A 19,677-nucleotide genomic window follows, 5' to 3' on the forward strand; every position below is an offset into this window, starting at 1 on the left:
ACACCTTCAGGGTCTTTCGCCACATGAAGCGCTGTGTTATTTTGTTCTGGAGCTCCTTCATCTTTCAACGTCATTCCCGCAACAAATTTTTCATTATTAAGATAGATTTTCATCTAAATCACCTTTTATTTATCTTTCTTCTATTCTATCATGCTTTTTTTAAGTTTTAACCCTAACTAGCGCATAAATCACTATGTAGCTTTTTTTGCGACTCTGCATATTACACGAACCACTAAGCATATTTTCTTACGACTCTGCATCTTACAGGAACCACTATGCATCTTTTCTTGTGACTCTGCATCTTGCTCGAGCCACTATGCATCTTTTTTTGCCACTTCGCATTATTTTCAGCGACTCTGCATAAATTTCCGCCACTCCGCATCTTTGACAGTCACTAAGCATCTTTTGAAACCACTCAGCATCTTTTACTACCACCAAGCATGTGTCACAAGCAACTCAGCTTCTTTCACCACATACTTCTACTTAAAGACGATTCCCGCTTCCAGTCCATGTTGTTTCATCATTATCCTCAATAATTCCAAGTACCACATCAGTAATATTCGGTTCTCTAAGCAACTCATCTGTCAGCCTGAATTTTAAATCATCCGCTTCATCAAGTGTCAATCCTTTGATCAGCTCAACTGTAACTTCAACATGGTACGCTCTTCCCTCTTGAACAACACGCATACCGTAAATATCAACAACACAAGAGTCTGCTAAAATTTTCTCCGCAATGTTTTGCTCGACATCTGCCGGCGCAGATACCCCGATTAATCCCACCATGTTATCGTAGCCAACACGAAATGCAACAAATAACATAAGAATTCCGATTAAAATAGATATAAAACCATCCGCCTGCAGGATTCCGAAAAATTGTCCAAGTACAATTCCAATGATCGCCAGCACTGCACCAAGAGTTGCGACAATGTCCTCATAAAACACCAGTTTTGTCGCTGGTGCAGCTTTTTTCGCATTTTTAAAAGCAGATAAAAATAAATTAGTCCCATCTTCGACTTTTGCTTCCAGCTTAATTTCTTTCATCGTTTTTAGTAAAATATATCCATCAATAGAAAAGGATAATAATAAGACGATAATGTTCAATAAAAAGTCACTAGATTCCTGTGGATTTAAAAGCAACTCCCACCCTGACTTCATCGTTTCATATGCCATGACCGTAACGACGATAACCGCGACCATACAAACGATATTAATGATCCGGCCAAACCCGGTTGGAAATCGTTTTGACGGTTTCATTTCTGCTAAAATACTTCCAATAAATACAAATGTCTGGTTCACCGTATCTGCCATTGAATGCATAGCTGTTGCAAACATCGTTCCATTTCCACTAATTGCAGCAACGACAAATTTTGCCAATGAAATAGCCAAATTTCCTAGTGCAGCTAAACCGGATGATAAATTTCCTCTTTTAAGTAAGGTAAAGAAGCGCATTTATTTCACTCTTTTCAAAAAAGTATTCTTCTATGTAATTTTTGTCAGCTGCATAAATATATACATGGAGGCTTAGCTTTTATTAATATCTGTCGTCTTTAAAGGCAATTTCGCATCATTTTTCTTGAATTAAAAACAATTATTAACCGAATAACGGATTAAATATGACGTGTATCATAATATCAGCCGCCATATGTGCGATAAACGCATACTCCAACCCCTTTTTCCAATACAAATAACCGAACCACAAGCCCAATAAGCCATTTAACAGGACAGTCCTAACAACTAAAAGTGCCGATAATTCCCCGAACATTTGCGCAACGGCAGGTAAATGTCCAATCCCAAACAGAAGCGTAGCCAGAACGATTCCGATGTAAAAATAGACAGCTGGTATCGATTCTCTTTGTTTTCGGGTAATAATTGCGAGTAACCAAACGATAAATGTCATAACGAAAAAACGCACCATCAATTCTTCAGTAAATCCGCCATAAAACATTGCAAGCAGCCCTTGCCACCATGGTGCTACCGACACTTCTTCTGTGACTCCAATATTGGGCATAAATAAGAAATGATCCATTAGCATTACGAATAAAGCTCCAACAAAACTAACTACTGCAGCAATTAGTACCCAGTTTTTTTGTAAAGGCGGTACATCTTTTTTATCGAGCCATGCTTGAATGATCGGTGCCCCGAGCCCAGTTCGGTGCATACATCTTTCCCCGATTAAAACTAAAATGAATAATGTAATTGTTTGGGAGATAGTAGTGATGATGATACCGATTTCAATTGGAATATCCACTTCGCTAATCAATTCGGAATTCATTAATGTTGTCATTTGAAAAGGTATTGACACAACCAGACCAATAAATCCTAGAAGCGTAAGGAAAAATATAAATTTTATATTTATTTTATTTTCCTTTGTCATCGTTAAACTCCTTTCAAAAACATTCTTTTCTTAATATTAGCATTTTTCCATTAATATGAAAGGGAAATTTTTGCAAGAATCATGTTTTTTAATGAAACAATTGGTAATACTATTCTCGGGAGGATGGTAAAAATGAAACGAATAAAAATGTTCATTGTAGTTTTCGGATTACTTGCCGCTTTGACAGCTTGTGGAAATAATAACCCGAATGTTCCTAATGATAATAATGACGGAGTACACACGGAAAATACATCAAACAATAGAGACGTTGGCACGAGAACAAACGATGGTGATCGTGTTGCCGACAAATATACGTCACAAGTCGAAGATGAGATGCGCGCAAAAATGGACGAACTCGGTTTTTCCGAAATATCTGTAGAAGTAAAATATAACAACAATCAAGAGTATGAGGCAGAAATTGATCAAGATAAAAACGAACCAATCCGTGGTAAAGTAGACGATGAATTAAACGGCGTACTGCTACGAGGTGGAGAAGCATTCAATCACATTATTGACAGAGCAGAAAAGTTGAATCTATCGAGTGAAAGTAACGACCAAGAAGTAATTAAACAAGTACTCGAAGTATTTGATTTACCCAAAGACTACGTAGAATTCGAGTTCGAAATCGAATTTAACGATGGGAAAAAAATAGAAGTAGAAGATAGAAAATAAGCAGGAACATTCATTGCAAGTTCAGTTTCGTAGTACAAAAAGTAAAAAATACAAGTATAAATGAGCCGCAAATCCCAAATTAATTTGCAGCTCTTTTTTTGGTTGTTATATTAATATTTATATTTACCCAGAACCTACTTTATAACGTGCAGTTGGATATTGTTTTTCTTTCCAATAAGGACATGTCATTCCACCTTATGTAAAAGATCTCTTAAAGTTTGTTTCCAACTCCATTTATTGTGGTAGTTCTGACAAGTTGGTAGTTTAATCACTTCTTTATCTGTAATATGATTCAATAAAATATTTTATTTAACAAGAGCGCTCGTTTGCGGAAATAATAGTACCTATTTTTCATTGAATTCCAAAGAAATATCGTCTAATTGTATGTCAGGGTTTATAGTTAACAATGAATGTATAAGTTCACTTTCACTTTTTGGGGATATATTTATCACATCATATTTACTATATAGAACCTCCAATCTGTCAACGGACAGAGCAGGCGCTGTAAATGGATTTTTTGTTCTGCGGATTTTTTTGATCTCTTTAATCTTTATTTTACTTTTAAACGGACCATATCTTATTTTTAGATACTCTCCCTCAACCTTATAACCTGTTCCAAACCAAATCCATAATAGCAAAGTTAGAATCAATGCTGCTATGATATATCCCGGTATACTTTTATAGGTTATCAGTTGCCAACCAACAGGTTCTCCACCAAAAATATAAATTAAAATCATAAAAAGTATTAAACCCCAAATCATTAAAAAAAACCAAATGTCTTTTTTCGTTGGAAAATACAATAGTCTCTCCTCCGTTTAACACTAATTCAATTAAATAGCCCGATAAATGACTACCGTATTCAGCTAGCTTAATGTTTTGCGTCTTAATTTTTCGATACCTTTGGCAATTGAAGATTTCTTGCCCCTTCCGTTCTTATAATTCGTTAATTGTCTATGGAATTAATTAATATATTCTATAATGGTAAAACAATAAACAAATATAATTAGCAGGAAAACAGGAAATGATGTTTTTTCCAATATAATAATATCCACAATTAATATAAGAGGTACTATACATAAGAGCACAATATTTATTTTTTTTAGACTCGAAAAAAATTTATAGAGATTGGGGAAAATATCCCTTTTATCCTTCAATCTTTTCCAATGTACAAACCAATAAAAACTGCCTTGTAGTAAGATGAAATTTAAAACAAATAACATATAAATCAATGGATAACTGTGGTTTGAAGAAAAATGATAAAAATACACAATAGTAAAAATAACCGCAGCAAAAAATTCTCCCGTAAATAAATAGACAAGCCTGTTTTTTATCTCCTTCATTTTCCTCCCCCACTGCCAAAGATATCTTTGCTTTTTTCTCGCCTCAAAAATAATAATATTATTTAGCAATATAGTCCATTTGTTGAAGCAACGAATTAAAATAAATTAAACAAAGTATAACATAAACCCTCTAATAACCCGAAAAATTTTTAAGATTATTGATGAACGATAAGATTTAAATCGCACTTATATATTAGCATCTAATTCAAGTGTTATATTGATATACAATTCTCTAATTTTTTTATTGAAAATTAATATAAAAAGAGTAGTTCAATTAAAGGTGCGCTCTTGAACTGAACTAATTATATTAATTGCCTCTGCTTTTATGTTTACCGTAGAAAGCTCTATCTAAAGGTAAAATTTACATAATTAAGATTTTTTCGGTGATGCTAAGTTTTGGGAGGTGAAAAAAATGAAAAGACTTGGAATAATTTTAGCATCCATCATTTGTCTGTTTGTTTTATCAGCATTTGATAAATATAGTATTGTGGAAAATCCTGATCGTTACCCGAATGTTGATAATACACCTATGCAAAACGATGATGAATATATGCGTGAAAAAATGGCGGAGCTTAATTTTTCCGAAATAGAGATTGACGTGGAATATCAAGGTGGGAAAGAATATGAAGCCGAAATTGATCAAGATCGAAATGAACCTATTCTCGCCAAAGTAGAAGATGATTTGAATAATGTATACTTACGTGGCAGAGAAGCGTTTGATCATATTTTTGAAAGAGCTAGTAAATTAGATTTAACGAGCAATAGTACTAAACAACAAGTTATTGATCAAGTTCTGGACGTGTTTAATTTGCCGAATGATTATATTAAATTAGATGTTGAAATCGAATTTGATGATGGGAAAAAAGTAGATATAGAAGATAGAAAGTAAATAGCTTAAACAAAACTGTTTTTAGTCGTAAAGAAATCCAAACTATCATTAGGCCCTATCTGATTAAGGTATTTATTAGTTTGGTTTTCTTTTGGTATTATTCATAATTTCCATAGACTGCGACATAATCAATGAGTTACATGATGAACGTTTTCATGGACTTCTGTTCGGACGGGAACATAAAGGTTCACTTTGTGACCGTTGTCCATGAATTCCTGTTCGGACGGGCACATAATGGTTCACTATGTGACCGTTGTTCTTGAATCCCTGTTCGGACGGGAACATAAAGACTCACTTTGTGACCGTTGTCCATCAATTCTTGTTCGGACGGGAACATAAACGGCTCACTATGCGACCGTTGTCCATGAATTCCCGATCTGACGGGCACATAATGGTTCACTATGTGACCGTTGTCCATGAATTCCCGATCTGACGGGCACATAATGGTTCACTATGTGACCGTTGTTCATGAATCCCTATTCGGACGGGCAAATAAAGGCTCACTATATGACCGTTGTCCATGAATTCCTGTTCGGACGGGCGCATAAAGGCTCGCTATATGACCGTTGTTCACGAATTCCTGATCTGATGGTCACATAATGGTTCACTATGTGACCGTTGTTCATCAATTCCTGTTCGGACGGTCACATAACGGCCCACTATGTGACCGTTGTTCACAAATCCCTATTCTGACAGGCACATAACGGCCCACTACATGACCACTTTTCATAAATAATTATGTTTTGAAATTGAAATTTGCGTGGATAGTATCTCTCATCGTATTTTAATAGCAATCTCTATGTATACCGAATAACGTCCATCTTACTGATTAAACATTACACTTTTCAAATGATGCAAAATCTTTACAATAAATCAGAAAACACACAGACTATTCCTGTGTGTTTTCCTCTGTAAAACTAAATTATTTAATTAATTCAAGTTCGACTGGAACGAAATCTTCGACAGGATTACCTGCTACAACTTCAATTGCTGCTTCAACAGCTTTTTCACTGATTAATTTTGGCTGCTGTGCAACAGTTGCTTCCATGCGGCCTTCTTCAACAGCGTCTCGTGCGTCGTCTGTTGCGTCAAAACCTACAACGATTACGTCATCAAGCATTCCTTGTGCTTCAAGAGCTTCAACAGCACCAAGCGCCATTTCGTCATTATGTGCGAAAACTGCTACGATGTCTTGATGGTTTTGTAAAATGTTTTCCATTACTGAAAGTCCTTCTGTACGGTCAAAATTGGCAGTTTGATTTGCAACTACTTCAATAGAATCGACTCCATCAATAATGTTGTGGAATCCTTCTCCACGCTCAGTTGTTGCAAGAACCCCTGGGATTCCTTCAAGTTCTACCATTTTTCCGCCTTCATCGCCTAGTAGTTCTTGAATGAATACTCCAGCCATTTCACCACCAGCGATGTTATCAGACGCGATATGTGTAACAACATCTCCACCATTTGCACTTCTGTCTACTGTAATTACTGGAATTCCTGCATCATTTGCTGATTCGATTCCAGCTACAACAGCTTCATCATCTGTTGGGTTAACTAAAAGAATATCGATATCTTGTTGTATTAAATCCTCGATATCACTAATTTGCTTCGAAGGGTCATCTTGTGCATCAGCAACAACGATATCTAAACCATTTGCCTCTGCAGCTTCTTCTGCTCCTTCTCCTAGATCAATAAAGAATGGATTGTTCTGAGTCGAAATAGAGAATCCTATTTTAAAGCTCTCTGCATCGCCTTCAGTTGTTTGCTTTTCCTCTGTTTCATCTGCACCGTCTGACTCTTTATCAGAACCAGGCTCATCTGTAGAACAAGCAGCAAGCGCAAAAATAAATACTAATGCTAAAATACTGACTAACCACTTTTTCATGCCTTTTCCTCCTAAAAGTTTTATATTTTTTAATAGATATTTTAAAAAAATATCTTATTAAACGAGATTGAATGTTTTTGAGCGAACTCAAAAACAGATTACAAGCTTATCAATACGCCGTCTTAACAATTAATTCGAGCGGCGGTCTAGCAAAACAGCAAATAGGATTACTGCTCCTTTTACAATTTGTTGATAGAAAGATGAGACGTTTAATAAGTTTAGACCATTACTAATGACACCAATAATTAAACATCCGATTAATGTTCCTGTAATTCGGCCTCTTCCACCCATTAAACTTGTTCCACCAATTACTACTGCAGCGATCGCATCTAACTCATACGTTGATCCAGCGGTCGGCTGTGCGGAATTTAAACGGCTCATTAAGATGATCCCGGCCAAAACTGACAACATACCTGTAAGAGCATAAACCCAAATTTTCACATTGTCCGTTTTAATTCCAGATAAGGTCGCAGCTTCTTCATTTCCTCCAACTGCATATACTCTTCTACCAAACACCGTATTATTTAATACAAAATAAAGAATAATGAAAACAATAATCATAAAGATAACGGGAACAGGAATCCAGAAAAAATATCCTTTACCAATCATTTCAAATGCTGCACTATCAGATAATCCTGTGATTGGTTTTCCGTCAGTGTAAACAAGTGTTGCACCTCTAAAAATTGTCATTGTCGCAAGTGTTGCGATAAACGGTGCCACTTTCCCTTTTGTAATAATGATTCCGTTAATTGCTCCAAGGACTAAACCTAAGAATAATCCTAAACAGATCGCTAAAATCGGATCCATTCCGCTTGTAAGCATTCCTGCTGTAAGCGCACTACCTAGCGCTAACATGGAACCTACCGATAAATCAATTCCTGCAGTTAAAATGACGAATGTCATCCCAAAAGCAATTAATGCATTAATAGAAATTTGTCGTAATAAGTTTAAAATATTGTTCGTTGTTAAAAAGTTATCATTAAATATGGCTAGTAGAATAATCATTAAGATTAACCCAATAAATGGACCAAGTTTTGCTATATTATTTCTTAATTCACCCTTCATCGTTTACCCTCCCTGTGGCTGCAACCATAATTTTTTCCTGATCTGCTTCTTCTCTGTTTAATACTTTAGTCACTTTTCCTTCATGGAGCACCATGATTCGGTCACTGACTCCAAGTACTTCTGGTAATTCTGAAGAGACCATAATAATAGCCACACCATTTTCACTCAATTCATTCATAATAGAGTAAATTTCTTTTTTTGCGCCAATGTCCACTCCACGTGTTGGCTCATCAAGGAGGAGAACTTTTGGGCTAATACCGATCCATTTGGCAATAACGACTTTTTGTTGATTTCCACCACTTAACCGTTTTACTTCTTGGCTCATTCCGGCGGCTCTAACATGGAGTTTTTCCATTAATTTATTTACAAGTTCTACTTCTTTTGTTTTGGAAACAACCCCTTTATTTGAGAACGAATTCATGTTTGTTAAAGAGATGTTTTCACGAATCGATGCATTAATAACGAGTCCTTTATCTTTTCGGTCCTCGGTAACAAAGGCTAATCCGGCTTTTATGGCATCTATCGGATGGTTAATGACAAGTTCTTTTCCGTTTAAAAATATTTTTCCTTTACTTTTCTTCCGATAACCAAAGATGGTTTCCATTATTTCGGTCCTGCCTGCCCCCATTAACCCCGCAACACCAAGTATTTCTCCTGCTCTTACTTCTAAATTAACATTGGCAAAAAAACTTTCTAATTCTAAGTCTTTTACCTCAAAAACTACATCACCGATTGCAGCATTTCTAACCGGAAATCGCTCCCCAAGTTCACGACCAACCATCATTCGTACGACCTCGTCAAATGATGTTTCTTTAATTTTTTCCGTTCCGATATATTCACCGTCCCTGAGTACCGTTATACGGTCACAAATTTTAAATATTTCTTCCATACGGTGTGAAACGTAAATAATACTGACACCTCGTTCTCGCAATGAGTTAACGACTTCAAATAATACTTCGATTTCTCTATCGGTAAGTGCTGCAGTCGGCTCATCCATAATTATTAATTCAGATTTGGTTGCAAGTGCTCTTGCAATCTCGATCATTTGCTGCTGGCCTACGGATAAATTTCCTGCAAGTTCATCCGGATTTATATTCGTAACCCCTAATTCTTTTAAACTTTCAAGCGTTGCATCTTTCATCGCTTTTTTATTTAAGAATCCTAGTTTTCCAAAGGTTAGTTCTTTGCCTAAAAACATATTTTGTGTAACAGTCAAATGCGGGATAATATTTAGCTCTTGGTGAATAATATTGATCCCACGCTCTTCCGCTTCTTTTGGGTTTGTAAAGGATACCTCTTCTCCTTTTACTTTAACGACACCATTATCACGTGTATAAACTCCGGATAAAATTTTAATTAACGTTGACTTCCCGGCACCGTTCTCTCCCATTAAGGCATGAACTTCCCCTTTTGCAACATTAAAATGAATATCTTTTAACACATGAACGCCGGAAAATGATTTATTGATCCCGGTCATTTCAACAAAATATTCTTGACCCATCACTCCACCTCCTTATAGAAAAATTTTTCGAACATTTTCTACCTTTTCTGTGTAGCCGCCTTCCTCGTCATTAAAAAGTTGGGAAGTTCCGAGCACAAATACGTTAGCACCTTTTTCAACTAAACTTGGAATCGTTTTTTCATTAATATTTCCATCCACTTCAATCAGTGGACGAGAACTTAGATTTGCTATTCGTTCCTGTAATATGTCGAGTTTTTCAAGAACGGAATAATTAAAAGCTTGACCAGCAAAACCAGGATTGACTGTCATCATCAGAACCATGGCTACCTCGGATAAATAAGGAACGATTTCCTCGACCGATGTTTCCGGACTTATTGCAATAACTGGTTTAATATCTTTTTTTTGCAGCATTTCAATTTCTTTTCCAGCGTCGTCGGTTGCTTCAATGTGAAATGACATATATTCCGGTTGCAGCCCAGCAAACATTTCAATGTATTTTGCTGGTGAAACGGTAGCTAAATGAATATCTAATGGAATCGATGTTGCTTCTTTAATTTCCTCTAACACATAAGGTCCCATCGCTAAATTATTTACAAAAACACCATCCATCACATCACAATGTAATAGTTCAATTCCTGCTTGCTCCAAATGACGTAACTCTTCTTTTAAACGGATTTGATCGGCACACATGATCGATGCAGCAATTTTATGCATTAGTACGCCCTTCTAAAGCCCTTAGTTCAGAAGCATCGGCATTAAACTTCTCAATTGCCTCAAGAGCAAGTCCTTTATTCGCCATTTGTGCAAATAGCTCGTACGAAATCGTTGCTGTGTGTGCCCCCGCTGCTAAAATTTGTACGATTTGGCTTGTGTTTTTAAAACTTGCGGCCAATATTTTTGTGGAAAACTGTTGATCATCATAGACTTTTCGGATCGTTCTAATCGCTTCATACGGATCAATATTGTTGTTTTCCATTCGGTTTACATATGGTGCAATATAATCACTTCCTGCCATTGCAGCAAGTAATCCTTGATCAGCTGAATAGATGGCCGTTGCTAATATTTTTACGCTTGGATGGCGGTCTTTCATCGTTTTAATCGCTTCTATCCCTTCTAAGTGTGCAGGAATTTTAAGTGCGATCCGGTCTGACTGAAATGCTTCAAGAATTGCCTCACCATCTCCAAGTATCTCATCAACCGTCATTCCTTCCGTTTGAACGAAAACTTCCCCTGTTGTTACTGATAAAATTTCGTTTATAATCTTTTTACGCTGTTTTTTTTCTTTAAGAAGGATAGACGGATTTGTCGTCACACCTTTTAAAATATTCACTCGCATTGCTTTTTTAAGTTCTTCAAGATTCGCAGTATCAAGGTATAACATTGGTCGACTCCTTCTTTTAATTGTTTTGTAAATAAATAGACAAATTATTTTGTTTGCAAAAAGTTTGTACTTCTTCCATCGTCGGGATTCCGGCTTGTGCACCATGTTTTGTCACTTTTAAGGCTGCAACGATATTAGCATATTTAGCCGCTTCTACTAAACTTTGTCCGTCGATGAGTGCACTTGCTAAGGCTCCGGCAAAACAATCTCCAGCCCCTACTGTGTCAACAGCTTTCACTTTTATTCCTTCAACAAACGTTAATGCATCCCCATCGAAAATATATGAACCTGATGACCCTAATTTTAAAACACCTTGTTCGACACCCTTTAAGCGAAAAATATTTGCCGCCTTTTGTGCGGATTGTTTATCTTTGATGAGTACTCCAGTTAAAACCTCTGTTTCGTGGATATTTGGGAGTACGATATCTGCTAGCTGGATCATTTCATCTGTTACTTGGTTGGCAGGGGCTGGATCAAGAATAACGTTTAGCCCTTTTTCCTTTGCCGTTTTCATTGCCATCAGAACAGTTTCATAAGGCGATTCCATTTGGGTAAGTAAAATCTTAGCATCTAATTTCTGAATACATTCCGCTACATATGCTGGGGCAAGTTCACCATTTGCACCTTCTACATAAATAATGGTATTTTCCGCTTCATCATCTAAAATAATTGTTGTTTGTCCAGTACTAGCATCGGCTAATCTTTTTATATTCGATGTATCAACTTGATTTTTTTGTAAATCGTTAATTAATGTATTTCCGTGAACATCTTCGCCTACACAACCGATTAGCGAAACTTCTTTATTTTGTCTAGCACAAGCAATTGATTGGTTTGCCCCTTTACCACCTGGGAATTCCATTATTTTTTTCCCAAAAACTGTTTGGCCCCTTTCTGGATACACATCAACAGATGTAACAATATCCATATTTATACTTCCAACGACACAAATTTTGGACATAATTTTTCCTCCTAAGGATTCTCGAAAATCCTTCTTGTAAACTGTTTTATCTCATTGTTGATTCTCTCAGTACAAAGTCAACATTTAGCTCATATTTTTTCGGTTTATTATTTCGGTCTTCAATTTGCTTTAATAGTTCTTTCATCGCAAGTTGACCCATATGATAAATAGGCTGCTGGATCGTTGTGATACTTGGAACTGTAAGTCTACTCATATCAATTCCATCAAAGCCAACTATGGCAAGTTCATTCGGGATTTTTTTCCCCCATTCGTACGCCGCTTTTAACGCACCAATAGCGATTAAATCGTTGGAGCAAAAAATACCGTCGATTTCCGGATGTCGTGAAAATAATTCCTTTGCTACTTGATACCCACTTTGTACGCTAAATTCGGCCATTCCAATCCAACTTGGATCAAACCATGGCAGATTACTTACGACATCTCGATATCCCCACATTCGGTGAGTCGCGTTTAGTGTATCTTCCAACCCACTAATATGTGCGATCCGCTCACATCCCACTTCGACAAGATGCTCAGTGGCCATCCTGCCACCTTCACGGTTTTTTACCGTGATCGAAGTAAAGTCATGGTCATGATCCTGTAATACTCTATCCATCATCACTAATGGAATTCCCAAATTTTTTAATTTTTGTAAATCCTCTCTCATAATATTATGTGAGTTAATGATGATGCCATCCACATATTGGGAACTTAATGAATTGATATAATCTATTAATCTATCACGTCTATCATCCGTATTACATAACAATACATTGTACCCATTTTCTCTAGCAATATCTTCAACTGCTCTTGCCATCTCAGGGAAAAACGGGTTTGTAATTGTCGGAACAATTAATGCAACTGCATAGGATCTACGGTTGGATAACCCTCTTGCAACCATATTTGGCGTATAAGCTAAATCCTTAATTGCTTGTTGTACAGTTTCCTTTGTTTCTTTTCGTATCGTGCCTTTATTATTAATAACCCGAGATACAGTGGCGATAGATACCCCCGCTTTTTTTGCAACATCACGAATTGTAGCCATCTTTACACCTCCTGTAACCGGTTTTTTTATAATCCTTAACGTAACCGGTACCACTAATGAATAATTTGAAATGTAACCGGTTATATATTATAATTTATCGGACAACTTTATTTTTGTCAATCATTTTGGAGGTGTTAATTGTGAAGAAAAATGGAATTTTGCACAATGAACTAGCACAAGCAATTGCGCAGTCCGGTCATCTTGATAAATTTGTGATTGGAGATGCAGGTCTTCCCGTCCCACCCGGAGTGAAATGCATTGATCTCGCATTGATAGAGGGACAGCCAAGTTTTATGACAACATTGAAAGCGGTTTTAGATGAATTACACGTAGAAGAAGCGATCATTGACACAGAAATGGACGAGGTTAGTCCTCATAAGAAAGAAGAATTACTAGAAATTGTCGGTGATGAGTTTCCCATTAAAGCTATCCCTCATGCGGAACTTCAAGAAATTGCAAAAGAGGCAAAAGTAATTATCCGTACTGGCGAATTTACACCTTATTGTAATATTGTATTGATTGCAGGAGTGCTATTTTAATAGACGTATATAATTTTAAATTAATGGAAGGGATTGGATACATATGAAAGTTTTAATTGCAGGAGAAACATGGATTAAGCATATCATTCATGTAAAAGGATTTGATTCATTCACAAATTCAGAATACGGTGAAGGCATTGGCTGGTTTAGAGAAGCAATGAAAAGCGGGGATATCGAAATGACTCATATTGCGAGTCATGACGTTGCCGAAAAGTTTCCTTCTACTGTAGAAGAATTACAAAAATATGATGCCGTCATTTTGAGTGATGTCGGCAGTAACACTATTTTAATGAACATTAACACATTCACACACAGTGCAGTTCAACCGAATCGCTTAAATGTTATTAAAGAATATGTTGAGGCTGGCGGCGGATTTGCGATGATTGGTGGCTATATGTCTTTCCAAGGAATCGATTGTAGAGGACAGTATAAGGATACTGCGATCGAAGAAATTTTACCAGTTAACTTAATGTCTACAGATGACCGTTCTGAGCATCCAGAAGGCGTTCATTTTGAAATCATTCAGCCAGACCACCCGATTTTAAACGGTATTCCAAACGAATGGCCACATTTTCTCGGTTACAACCGTTTAAAAGCAAAAGAAGGTGCAGATGTAATTGCAGAACATAACGGACATGCTTTTATTAGTACAATTCAATATGGAAAAGGTAGAACATTTGCATTCGCCAGCGATTGTGCTCCTCACTGGGGACCAAAAGAGTTCGTTGAATGGGAACATTACAATGCATTTTGGGTGAATGTAGTGAAATGGTTAGCGAAAGATATCTAAATTGTTTAATAGCCTGCAGTTCAGTCTGCAGGCTATTTATTCTGTAGGAGTTTCTCAACTAAATTTATATATATACTCAAATACTTTCTATGAATGTCCTGCTCTCCAAACTCCCCAATAAAATTATTAGGGATGGATCTTCCAAGACTTTCCAAATTATCTAGTCTATTTCGCATAATACATAATAGAAAAGCTAAAATTCACTTACTCGTATCACGTTTATTAATGATATTCCCTTTCTCATCAATTTCTACATCAAAAGATATTGATTGTAAATATTCAAGCATTTCCTGCTTTACCATCCGTTCTGCCGGAATAATTTGCCCATTATCAATCAAATATGGTTCAAAAGCAAGTGCAACCTCATTACCTTTAAATGTCACCCTTAGTAATCCTGTTTCAGCCGTTCTTCCTGTAACATATGGTGGAAATAAAAATTTTCCCAACGAATAAGCAACTGGCATGCCGTCGTAATATTCGAATCCCTGTAACCAATGGGGATGGAATCCCACAATGAGATCAACACCAAGCTCTTTCAATTCCTTAACATATTCAAATTGATATTCGGCTGGAGTATTTGTTTTTTCAACTCCCCAGTGAAAATATACAATAACATAATCTGCATCCCCCTTTTGCTCTTGGATCGTTCGCTTCACTTCATGAAGATCATACCCATTTGTCACTCCGGGTTTATTTTCGGTTGCTACCCATGTAGAATTGGGGAAAAAACGAACGAATGAAAAAAAGCGGAACTTTTTACCTTCAATCACGACCTCCTTCGACTGATAAGCTTCTTCTTTATCTTTTCCGGCACCAATCATTTCCATATTCGTTTCTTTTACATGTTTAAGTGTGTCTAATAAGCCTGGCTCCATGTAATCTAGCGTATGATTATTTCCGATATTAATCATTTTGAATCTGGCATCTTCAATAGCTTGCAAAGCTTTTACGTCGGAGTTAATCCAAAAAATTTGATCCGGATCTTTTGTATGAGGATTTTCCGTAAAAACCGTTTCCGCATTAATAAAAGAGTAATCTGCATTTTGCACTGTATCTTTTACATATATAAATGGATAGTTATAGCCTTTTCTTTCTAAGAGCGCTTTTAAATCCCAATCAAACATCGTATCACCAGCAAAGACAATTTCAATTTCAGGATGTGATGCCAAATTAACCGGCATATCTTTTTGTTTCAGAACGACTTTCGATTCTTGTTGAAAGACAATCATGGGATCTTCTACTTTTTGTGCATGACCTATTGTTATTGTACTAGTAGATATAAGGAATATAATAAAGGAAAATAGTATGAAACAAGTAAATACAAATTTTCGATGCCAGATGATTCTCATATTCCCTTCCTCCAAATAGAAATTATTTAGGTTAACCTCCCTCTATCACTCTATGCAGGCTCTAATTAGTTATACTTAATAGACATGTAGTGTATAAATAATTTCATCAAGAGCAAATCTTTAGGAGAATCGCCCACTATGTCCTAAATCACTATATTTTCCTGTCCGTTATGGTATCATTTCATTGGACGCTACAATCAGTACATTTCCTACAAACAAGTAAACGGGAGAAAAAGGTGAACATATGAGTAAGTGGTTTTTTATAAATTTGTGCTTACTTCTTTTTGCTATTTGGAAAATAAGTACAGGACATTTAAGCATACATATTGTTTTTGGAGCACTTGGGCTGTTTTTCTTTTTGTATAATTGGACAAGACATGCGGTATTTTCAACGATCCGCTCTAATATTAGTAGAAAACGAAAAATAAAATATGCAACTCTCTCGAAAAAAGTTTTACCCTTACATAAATATACCGGTTCGGCTGCCCTTATTTTCATCATCATTCATGCAACACTCGTCATTTCATTATTTGGGTTTCAGTTAACAAATGTAAAATTACTAAGTGGGCTTCTGGCCGGTATCACACTACTACTATTAGTTATTACTGGATGGATCCGTTGGTGGAGAACAACTTACACGATTCGAATCATACATTTAAGCTTAGGATTTATACTGTTTGCTCTTGTTCTTCTACATATTATTCTCTAATCTTGTTCCTACACTTATTCTCGTTGATTATTTGATACAATGAGGTTATTGTTTTTTATAAAGTGGATGCTTGATTTATTTAAACACTGTTGCTTTAAATGGGAGTTTGGCTTCATTCTGCCCCACGTCATAAAAGGAGGAGAGTTTTATTTTTACTACACCAATTGTCATTACAGCTATTTTAGGAATTTTACTTTTTATCATCGGAAAAATTACTAACATTCGCTGGCTCAGTTTAATAGCAGTATTTTTACTCTTAATTGCCGTGTGGTTTATTATTAGTAAATATTTTGGAGTCTTGTAACCATTGTCCATCCTAATTTCACTTTGCTAAGTAAATGTCTAACTTGATTGAATTTTTTTACAATTATCTGCTTTTTTTGGTAGAATAATATATACAATACTTAACTTAAGTGAAAGGGGAATGGATAGTGACAAGGAAAACAGAACAGATTCGTATGGAGTTAAATCAATTAGATGGAAATGTTCTAACGGTTTACTTAAACACGAACCCTAGAAGTGAAGACTGGAAAATTCGTTTGAAAAATGGTTTACGTAAAACGGAAGAGTACGTAGCAGCTTCAAATCCTGAGCAAGTTAAGGAGTTTAAAAAAATTTGTAAAAAGGTGGACACAACGATTAAAAATAATCAAGTGTCTTTTACAAATAGTTTAATCTGTTTTGGTTCAACGAAGCATCTGTATATTTATCATTTACAAGTCCCCGTGGAAAATGATTTTCAGTGGAAAGAAGGCCCAGCAAAAGAACAAATGGAAACACTTATGGATAAGTATTCAAAAAGTGGAGTCATTCTATTGCAGCGAGATAAAGTTACATTATTAACCTCTTCTTTAGGAGAATTAATTCATCAAACTCATTACGAATTAGATTTGGAAAAAGAAGATTGGAAACAGTATAAAGGTCTTGCGTATGGAAGCGTTTTCGCTAGTAGTACGAATCATCGTGATAAATTTGACCGAAGAATCCGGGAAAATCAAGCAAGATGGTTTAGACGAATTGTCCCAGCAATCGAACGCTATGCCCGTAATCAAAAATGGAAAAATACCCATCTTGCAGGACCGGCCGAATTAACAAATGAGATGAAAAAACAATTAAATCTAAATATTACCGGGGAAACAACGAGGAACTATTCCGGAAAATCAGCACATGCAATATTGGAAAGAACAGTCCTTGCACCTGGTAGTTAATACAGAATAAAAATATATTATTCAAGAAAAAATCCGAACTATCATTCATGAAATTTGAATTAGTTCGGATTCTTTTATATTCGAAAAATCGGTTCATTCTTTAATATCCGGATCGAGTCTATTAAAACAATAATCATAGCAATTAAAAATAATCCATAGCCGATATAACTCCCTATATCTAATATCATATTTACATTAACGAGAAATGATTGCTTGATAAAATTCGCTATTTCTTGTTTGAAGAAAACTTGTACGATTGAAAAAATAATTGAACTAAAGACAAGAACGGTTAAGGAGATCAGTTGTGATATATAATTAATACTCCGTATAATACGGTGATTTAAGTAAGCTAATATAAACTTCGTAACAGGATGTGATTTTTCCCTTTCGCTCTTGGCAGTATATTTTTCAATTAGCAAAATAATTCGCGGTAACCCTATTTGTAAAAGGAAAAAGAATGTAATATAAGCAATAACAGCATTATATATGGTTAACAAATTTATTACAGCCGTAACCATTATAAGTAAAAACAGATGCCAGGTTTTCAACGTGTATCACCTCACCTCCGTTAGTCTATCAATTTTCCCCATAAATGAAAACATACATTGTACGTATTTTCAAAGCCTTTCTATGTAAAAAAAGACGTCGTTCCTTCATAGAACGACGCCCTAAAATACTTGTTTCAGTTTCTATGCAGCTCGTCCACCAGTTAGTAAACGGACGATCAATACAATTAACGCAATCACTAGTAGTATGTGTACAAGGTTTCCCGCAACGTCAAATGAAAAACCAAGAATCCATAACAAGATTAATATCCCTATAATTGTCCAAAGCATGTTTAAAGGCCTCCTTTAGATTTTGCTTGGATTCGGGTAATAATTACATACCTTTATTAAACATACTTTAAACGCTAGGGAGATTTTTCACTTACATTTTATTTTGATACATGTACTGCATAATCGGCTAAAAGGCGAGCACCATAACCAGTTGATGAATTGCCATAGTACCCTCCTTGTTTACTGTCCATTACCCCGGCCATATCGACATGGAGCCATTTGCAATTTTCTGGAACGAAACGTCGTAAGAACAGCGCTGCAGTAATCGCTCCTGCTGAACCTTGTGTGCTAATATTACTAAAATCCGCATAATCACTTTTCAACGTTTTATCATAATCATCAATTAACGGCATTGGCCAGACAAAATCACCGTTTTCATCCCCGATATTTTTGATTTCATACATTAAATCCTCATCTCCGAAAACGCCACCGATTTTCGGACCTAATGCACGTAAAATCGCACCAGTCAATGTAGCAATATCAACGACATAATCGGCATCTAGCTCCCCGGCTCGAATTAATCCATCCGCTAAAATAAGCCGTCCTTCCGCATCTGTATTTCCGACTTGAACCGTTTGACCTGTTTTGTAGGTAATGATTTCACCAGGTAAAATCGAATGGCGGTCTGGAATATTTTCTACCGTTTGAATAAGACCAACGACATTTACGTTTGCATTTGATGCAGCAAGAAGTTTTACCGCTCCAGCAACCGCGGCAGCTCCGCCCATGTCCATGCGCATATCACTTAAGTCACGCGCATTTTTCAAACTAATTCCACCTGTATCAAACGTTACCCCTTTTCCAACGAGCGCAATCAGGGGCTTTGAAGCATCCCCTTCATAATGAAGTTCAATAAAAGCAGGATCATATTTACTGCCTCGATTCACTGCAAGAAGTCCATTCATTTCCATTTCTTCTAACTTTTCTTTATTGTGAACCACCACATCTACATCACTGTTAGCAAATTCTTCTTGTAAAATTTTTGGAAATGTTTCTGGATTAAGTTTGCTAGAAAGTTCGTTCATGAGATCACGTGAAAAGCTTGTTGCTTCGGCACGAGTTTTTCCAGTTTCGAAAAGTGATTGAATTACTCCAGTAATCTGCAGAGAAGTAGCTGGTGCACTTTTCTTCGTTTTATAATTATCGAACACATAGCTACCAAGATACCAACCTTC

At 36.1% G+C, this 19,677-nt stretch carries 21 protein-coding genes; 6 read left to right on the forward strand and 15 right to left on the reverse strand.

Translation table 11 applies throughout. The features are described 5' to 3' along the window. Window positions 1–483: 483 nt before the first annotated feature. Entirely contained in the window at window positions 484–1,449 is a 966-nt protein-coding gene (locus ACPYKA_RS08330; protein ID WP_479541871.1) for a cation diffusion facilitator family transporter, read from the reverse strand. A 142-nt stretch (window positions 1,450–1,591) separates the two neighbouring features. Continuing rightward, the gene (locus ACPYKA_RS08335; protein WP_479541872.1) at window positions 1,592–2,374 is read right to left on the reverse strand and encodes a CPBP family intramembrane glutamic endopeptidase; all 783 of its coding nucleotides are present in this window, start codon (window positions 2,372–2,374) and stop codon (window positions 1,592–1,594) included. A gap of 132 nt (window positions 2,375–2,506) precedes the next feature. On the opposite strand from ACPYKA_RS08335, the gene ACPYKA_RS08340 reads away from it, so the two are divergent. Further along, window positions 2,507–3,046, forward strand: coding sequence for a YusW family protein (locus ACPYKA_RS08340; protein WP_479541873.1), 540 nt, complete (start codon window positions 2,507–2,509; stop codon window positions 3,044–3,046). A gap of 344 nt (window positions 3,047–3,390) precedes the next feature. On the opposite strand, the gene ACPYKA_RS08345 is transcribed toward ACPYKA_RS08340, so the two are convergent. After that, the gene (locus ACPYKA_RS08345; protein ID WP_479541874.1) at window positions 3,391–3,846 is read right to left on the reverse strand and encodes a PH domain-containing protein; all 456 of its coding nucleotides are present in this window, start codon (window positions 3,844–3,846) and stop codon (window positions 3,391–3,393) included. Window positions 3,847–4,798: 952 nt separating this feature from the next. Here ACPYKA_RS08345 and ACPYKA_RS08350 point away from each other — a divergent pair. Next, window positions 4,799–5,275 carry a YusW family protein gene (locus ACPYKA_RS08350; RefSeq protein ID WP_479541875.1) on the forward strand — a complete coding sequence of 159 codons (477 nt, stop codon included), beginning with the start codon at window positions 4,799–4,801 and terminating at the stop codon, window positions 5,273–5,275. A 922-nt stretch (window positions 5,276–6,197) separates the two neighbouring features. Here ACPYKA_RS08350 and ACPYKA_RS08355 read toward each other — a convergent pair. From ACPYKA_RS08355 to ACPYKA_RS08385, 7 genes are all read right to left on the reverse strand, one after another. Next, window positions 6,198–7,160 (reverse strand): D-ribose ABC transporter substrate-binding protein, encoded by a 963-nt coding sequence (locus ACPYKA_RS08355; protein WP_479541876.1) that lies wholly within the window; start codon window positions 7,158–7,160, stop codon window positions 6,198–6,200. 129 nt (window positions 7,161–7,289) lie between these two features. After that, window positions 7,290–8,225, reverse strand: coding sequence for an ABC transporter permease subunit (locus ACPYKA_RS08360; RefSeq protein ID WP_479541877.1), 936 nt, complete (start codon window positions 8,223–8,225; stop codon window positions 7,290–7,292). After that, window positions 8,215–9,726, reverse strand: coding sequence for a sugar ABC transporter ATP-binding protein (locus tag ACPYKA_RS08365; protein ID WP_479541878.1), 1,512 nt, complete (start codon window positions 9,724–9,726; stop codon window positions 8,215–8,217). Before ACPYKA_RS08365 ends, ACPYKA_RS08360 begins: the two co-directional genes overlap by 11 nt. Window positions 9,727–9,738: 12 nt before the next feature. Beyond that, on the reverse strand, window positions 9,739–10,401 hold the full coding sequence (locus ACPYKA_RS08370) for a ribulose-phosphate 3-epimerase (RefSeq protein WP_479541879.1): 663 nt from the start codon (window positions 10,399–10,401) through the stop codon (window positions 9,739–9,741). Continuing rightward, window positions 10,394–11,068, reverse strand: a complete 675-nt coding sequence (locus ACPYKA_RS08375; RefSeq protein WP_479541880.1) for a transaldolase family protein — start codon at window positions 11,066–11,068, stop codon at window positions 10,394–10,396. Before ACPYKA_RS08375 ends, ACPYKA_RS08370 begins: the two co-directional genes overlap by 8 nt. 16 nt (window positions 11,069–11,084) lie before the next feature. Then, complete coding sequence (rbsK, locus tag ACPYKA_RS08380; RefSeq protein WP_479541881.1) at window positions 11,085–12,026, reverse strand: ribokinase; 942 nt, start codon at window positions 12,024–12,026, stop codon at window positions 11,085–11,087. 46 nt (window positions 12,027–12,072) lie between these two features. Continuing rightward, a complete protein-coding gene (locus ACPYKA_RS08385) occupies window positions 12,073–13,071 on the reverse strand; it encodes a LacI family DNA-binding transcriptional regulator (protein WP_479541882.1) in 999 nt (332 codons plus the stop codon). Between the two features lie 140 nt (window positions 13,072–13,211). On the opposite strand from ACPYKA_RS08385, the gene rbsD reads away from it, so the two are divergent. Next, window positions 13,212–13,610, forward strand: a complete 399-nt coding sequence (gene rbsD / locus ACPYKA_RS08390; RefSeq protein ID WP_479541883.1) for a D-ribose pyranase — start codon at window positions 13,212–13,214, stop codon at window positions 13,608–13,610. 43 nt (window positions 13,611–13,653) lie between these two features. Then, a complete protein-coding gene (locus tag ACPYKA_RS08395; RefSeq protein WP_479541884.1) occupies window positions 13,654–14,400 on the forward strand; it encodes a glutamine amidotransferase in 747 nt (248 codons plus the stop codon). 200 nt (window positions 14,401–14,600) lie between these two features. Here the strand turns inward: ACPYKA_RS08395 and ACPYKA_RS08400 are convergent, their stop codons facing one another. Next, window positions 14,601–15,749: a CapA family protein gene (locus ACPYKA_RS08400; RefSeq protein ID WP_479541885.1), complete on the reverse strand. Its 1,149-nt coding sequence runs from the start codon at window positions 15,747–15,749 to the stop codon at window positions 14,601–14,603. A gap of 244 nt (window positions 15,750–15,993) precedes the next feature. On the opposite strand from ACPYKA_RS08400, the gene ACPYKA_RS08405 reads away from it, so the two are divergent. Next, window positions 15,994–16,458, forward strand: a complete 465-nt coding sequence (locus tag ACPYKA_RS08405; protein ID WP_479541886.1) for a hypothetical protein — start codon at window positions 15,994–15,996, stop codon at window positions 16,456–16,458. Between the two features lie 75 nt (window positions 16,459–16,533). On the opposite strand, the gene ACPYKA_RS08410 is transcribed toward ACPYKA_RS08405, so the two are convergent. Next, entirely contained in the window at window positions 16,534–16,773 is a 240-nt protein-coding gene (locus tag ACPYKA_RS08410) for a hypothetical protein (RefSeq protein ID WP_479541887.1), read from the reverse strand. Window positions 16,774–16,889: 116 nt separating this feature from the next. On the opposite strand from ACPYKA_RS08410, the gene ACPYKA_RS08415 reads away from it, so the two are divergent. Next, a complete protein-coding gene (locus ACPYKA_RS08415) occupies window positions 16,890–17,666 on the forward strand; it encodes a VLRF1 family aeRF1-type release factor (RefSeq protein ID WP_479541888.1) in 777 nt (258 codons plus the stop codon). A 74-nt stretch (window positions 17,667–17,740) separates the two neighbouring features. Here ACPYKA_RS08415 and ACPYKA_RS08420 read toward each other — a convergent pair whose 3' ends face one another. The 3 genes from ACPYKA_RS08420 to ACPYKA_RS08430 form a co-directional block, all read right to left on the reverse strand. Beyond that, a complete protein-coding gene (locus ACPYKA_RS08420; RefSeq protein ID WP_479541889.1) occupies window positions 17,741–18,214 on the reverse strand; it encodes a hypothetical protein in 474 nt (157 codons plus the stop codon). A gap of 141 nt (window positions 18,215–18,355) precedes the next feature. Beyond that, window positions 18,356–18,502 carry a lmo0937 family membrane protein gene (locus ACPYKA_RS08425; RefSeq protein ID WP_479541890.1) on the reverse strand — a complete coding sequence of 49 codons (147 nt, stop codon included), beginning with the start codon at window positions 18,500–18,502 and terminating at the stop codon, window positions 18,356–18,358. A gap of 98 nt (window positions 18,503–18,600) precedes the next feature. Continuing rightward, on the reverse strand, window positions 18,601–19,677 hold a 1,077-nt coding region (locus ACPYKA_RS08430; RefSeq protein WP_479541891.1), incomplete at its 5' end, for a M17 family metallopeptidase.

The organism is Pseudogracilibacillus amylolyticus (SeqCode) (assembly GCF_051918545.1).
Classification (GTDB): Bacteria; Bacillota; Bacilli; order Bacillales; family Amphibacillaceae; genus Pseudogracilibacillus.

Bases quoted from the DNA above. Each gene is read 5' to 3' on its own strand.
- ACPYKA_RS08330 (WP_479541871.1), bottom strand. From the start codon at position 1,449: ATGCGCTTCTTTACCTTACTTAAAAGAGGAAATTTATCATCCGGTTTA.
- ACPYKA_RS08335 (WP_479541872.1), bottom strand. From the start codon at position 2,374: ATGACAAAGGAAAATAAAATAAATATAAAATTTATATTTTTCCTTACG.
- ACPYKA_RS08340 (WP_479541873.1), top strand. From the start codon at position 2,507: ATGAAACGAATAAAAATGTTCATTGTAGTTTTCGGATTACTTGCCGCT.
- ACPYKA_RS08350 (WP_479541875.1), top strand. From the start codon at position 4,799: ATGAAAAGACTTGGAATAATTTTAGCATCCATCATTTGTCTGTTTGTT.
- ACPYKA_RS08355 (WP_479541876.1), bottom strand. From the start codon at position 7,160: ATGAAAAAGTGGTTAGTCAGTATTTTAGCATTAGTATTTATTTTTGCG.
- ACPYKA_RS08360 (WP_479541877.1), bottom strand. From the start codon at position 8,225: ATGAAGGGTGAATTAAGAAATAATATAGCAAAACTTGGTCCATTTATT.
- ACPYKA_RS08365 (WP_479541878.1), bottom strand. From the start codon at position 9,726: ATGGGTCAAGAATATTTTGTTGAAATGACCGGGATCAATAAATCATTT.
- ACPYKA_RS08370 (WP_479541879.1), bottom strand. From the start codon at position 10,401: ATGCATAAAATTGCTGCATCGATCATGTGTGCCGATCAAATCCGTTTA.
- ACPYKA_RS08375 (WP_479541880.1), bottom strand. From the start codon at position 11,068: ATGTTATACCTTGATACTGCGAATCTTGAAGAACTTAAAAAAGCAATG.
- rbsK (WP_479541881.1), bottom strand. From the start codon at position 12,026: ATGTCCAAAATTTGTGTCGTTGGAAGTATAAATATGGATATTGTTACA.
- ACPYKA_RS08385 (WP_479541882.1), bottom strand. From the start codon at position 13,071: ATGGCTACAATTCGTGATGTTGCAAAAAAAGCGGGGGTATCTATCGCC.
- ACPYKA_RS08395 (WP_479541884.1), top strand. From the start codon at position 13,654: ATGAAAGTTTTAATTGCAGGAGAAACATGGATTAAGCATATCATTCAT.
- ACPYKA_RS08400 (WP_479541885.1), bottom strand. From the start codon at position 15,749: ATGAGAATCATCTGGCATCGAAAATTTGTATTTACTTGTTTCATACTA.
- ACPYKA_RS08405 (WP_479541886.1), top strand. From the start codon at position 15,994: ATGAGTAAGTGGTTTTTTATAAATTTGTGCTTACTTCTTTTTGCTATT.
- ACPYKA_RS08410 (WP_479541887.1), bottom strand. From the start codon at position 16,773: ATGGACAATGGTTACAAGACTCCAAAATATTTACTAATAATAAACCAC.
- ACPYKA_RS08425 (WP_479541890.1), bottom strand. From the start codon at position 18,502: ATGCTTTGGACAATTATAGGGATATTAATCTTGTTATGGATTCTTGGT.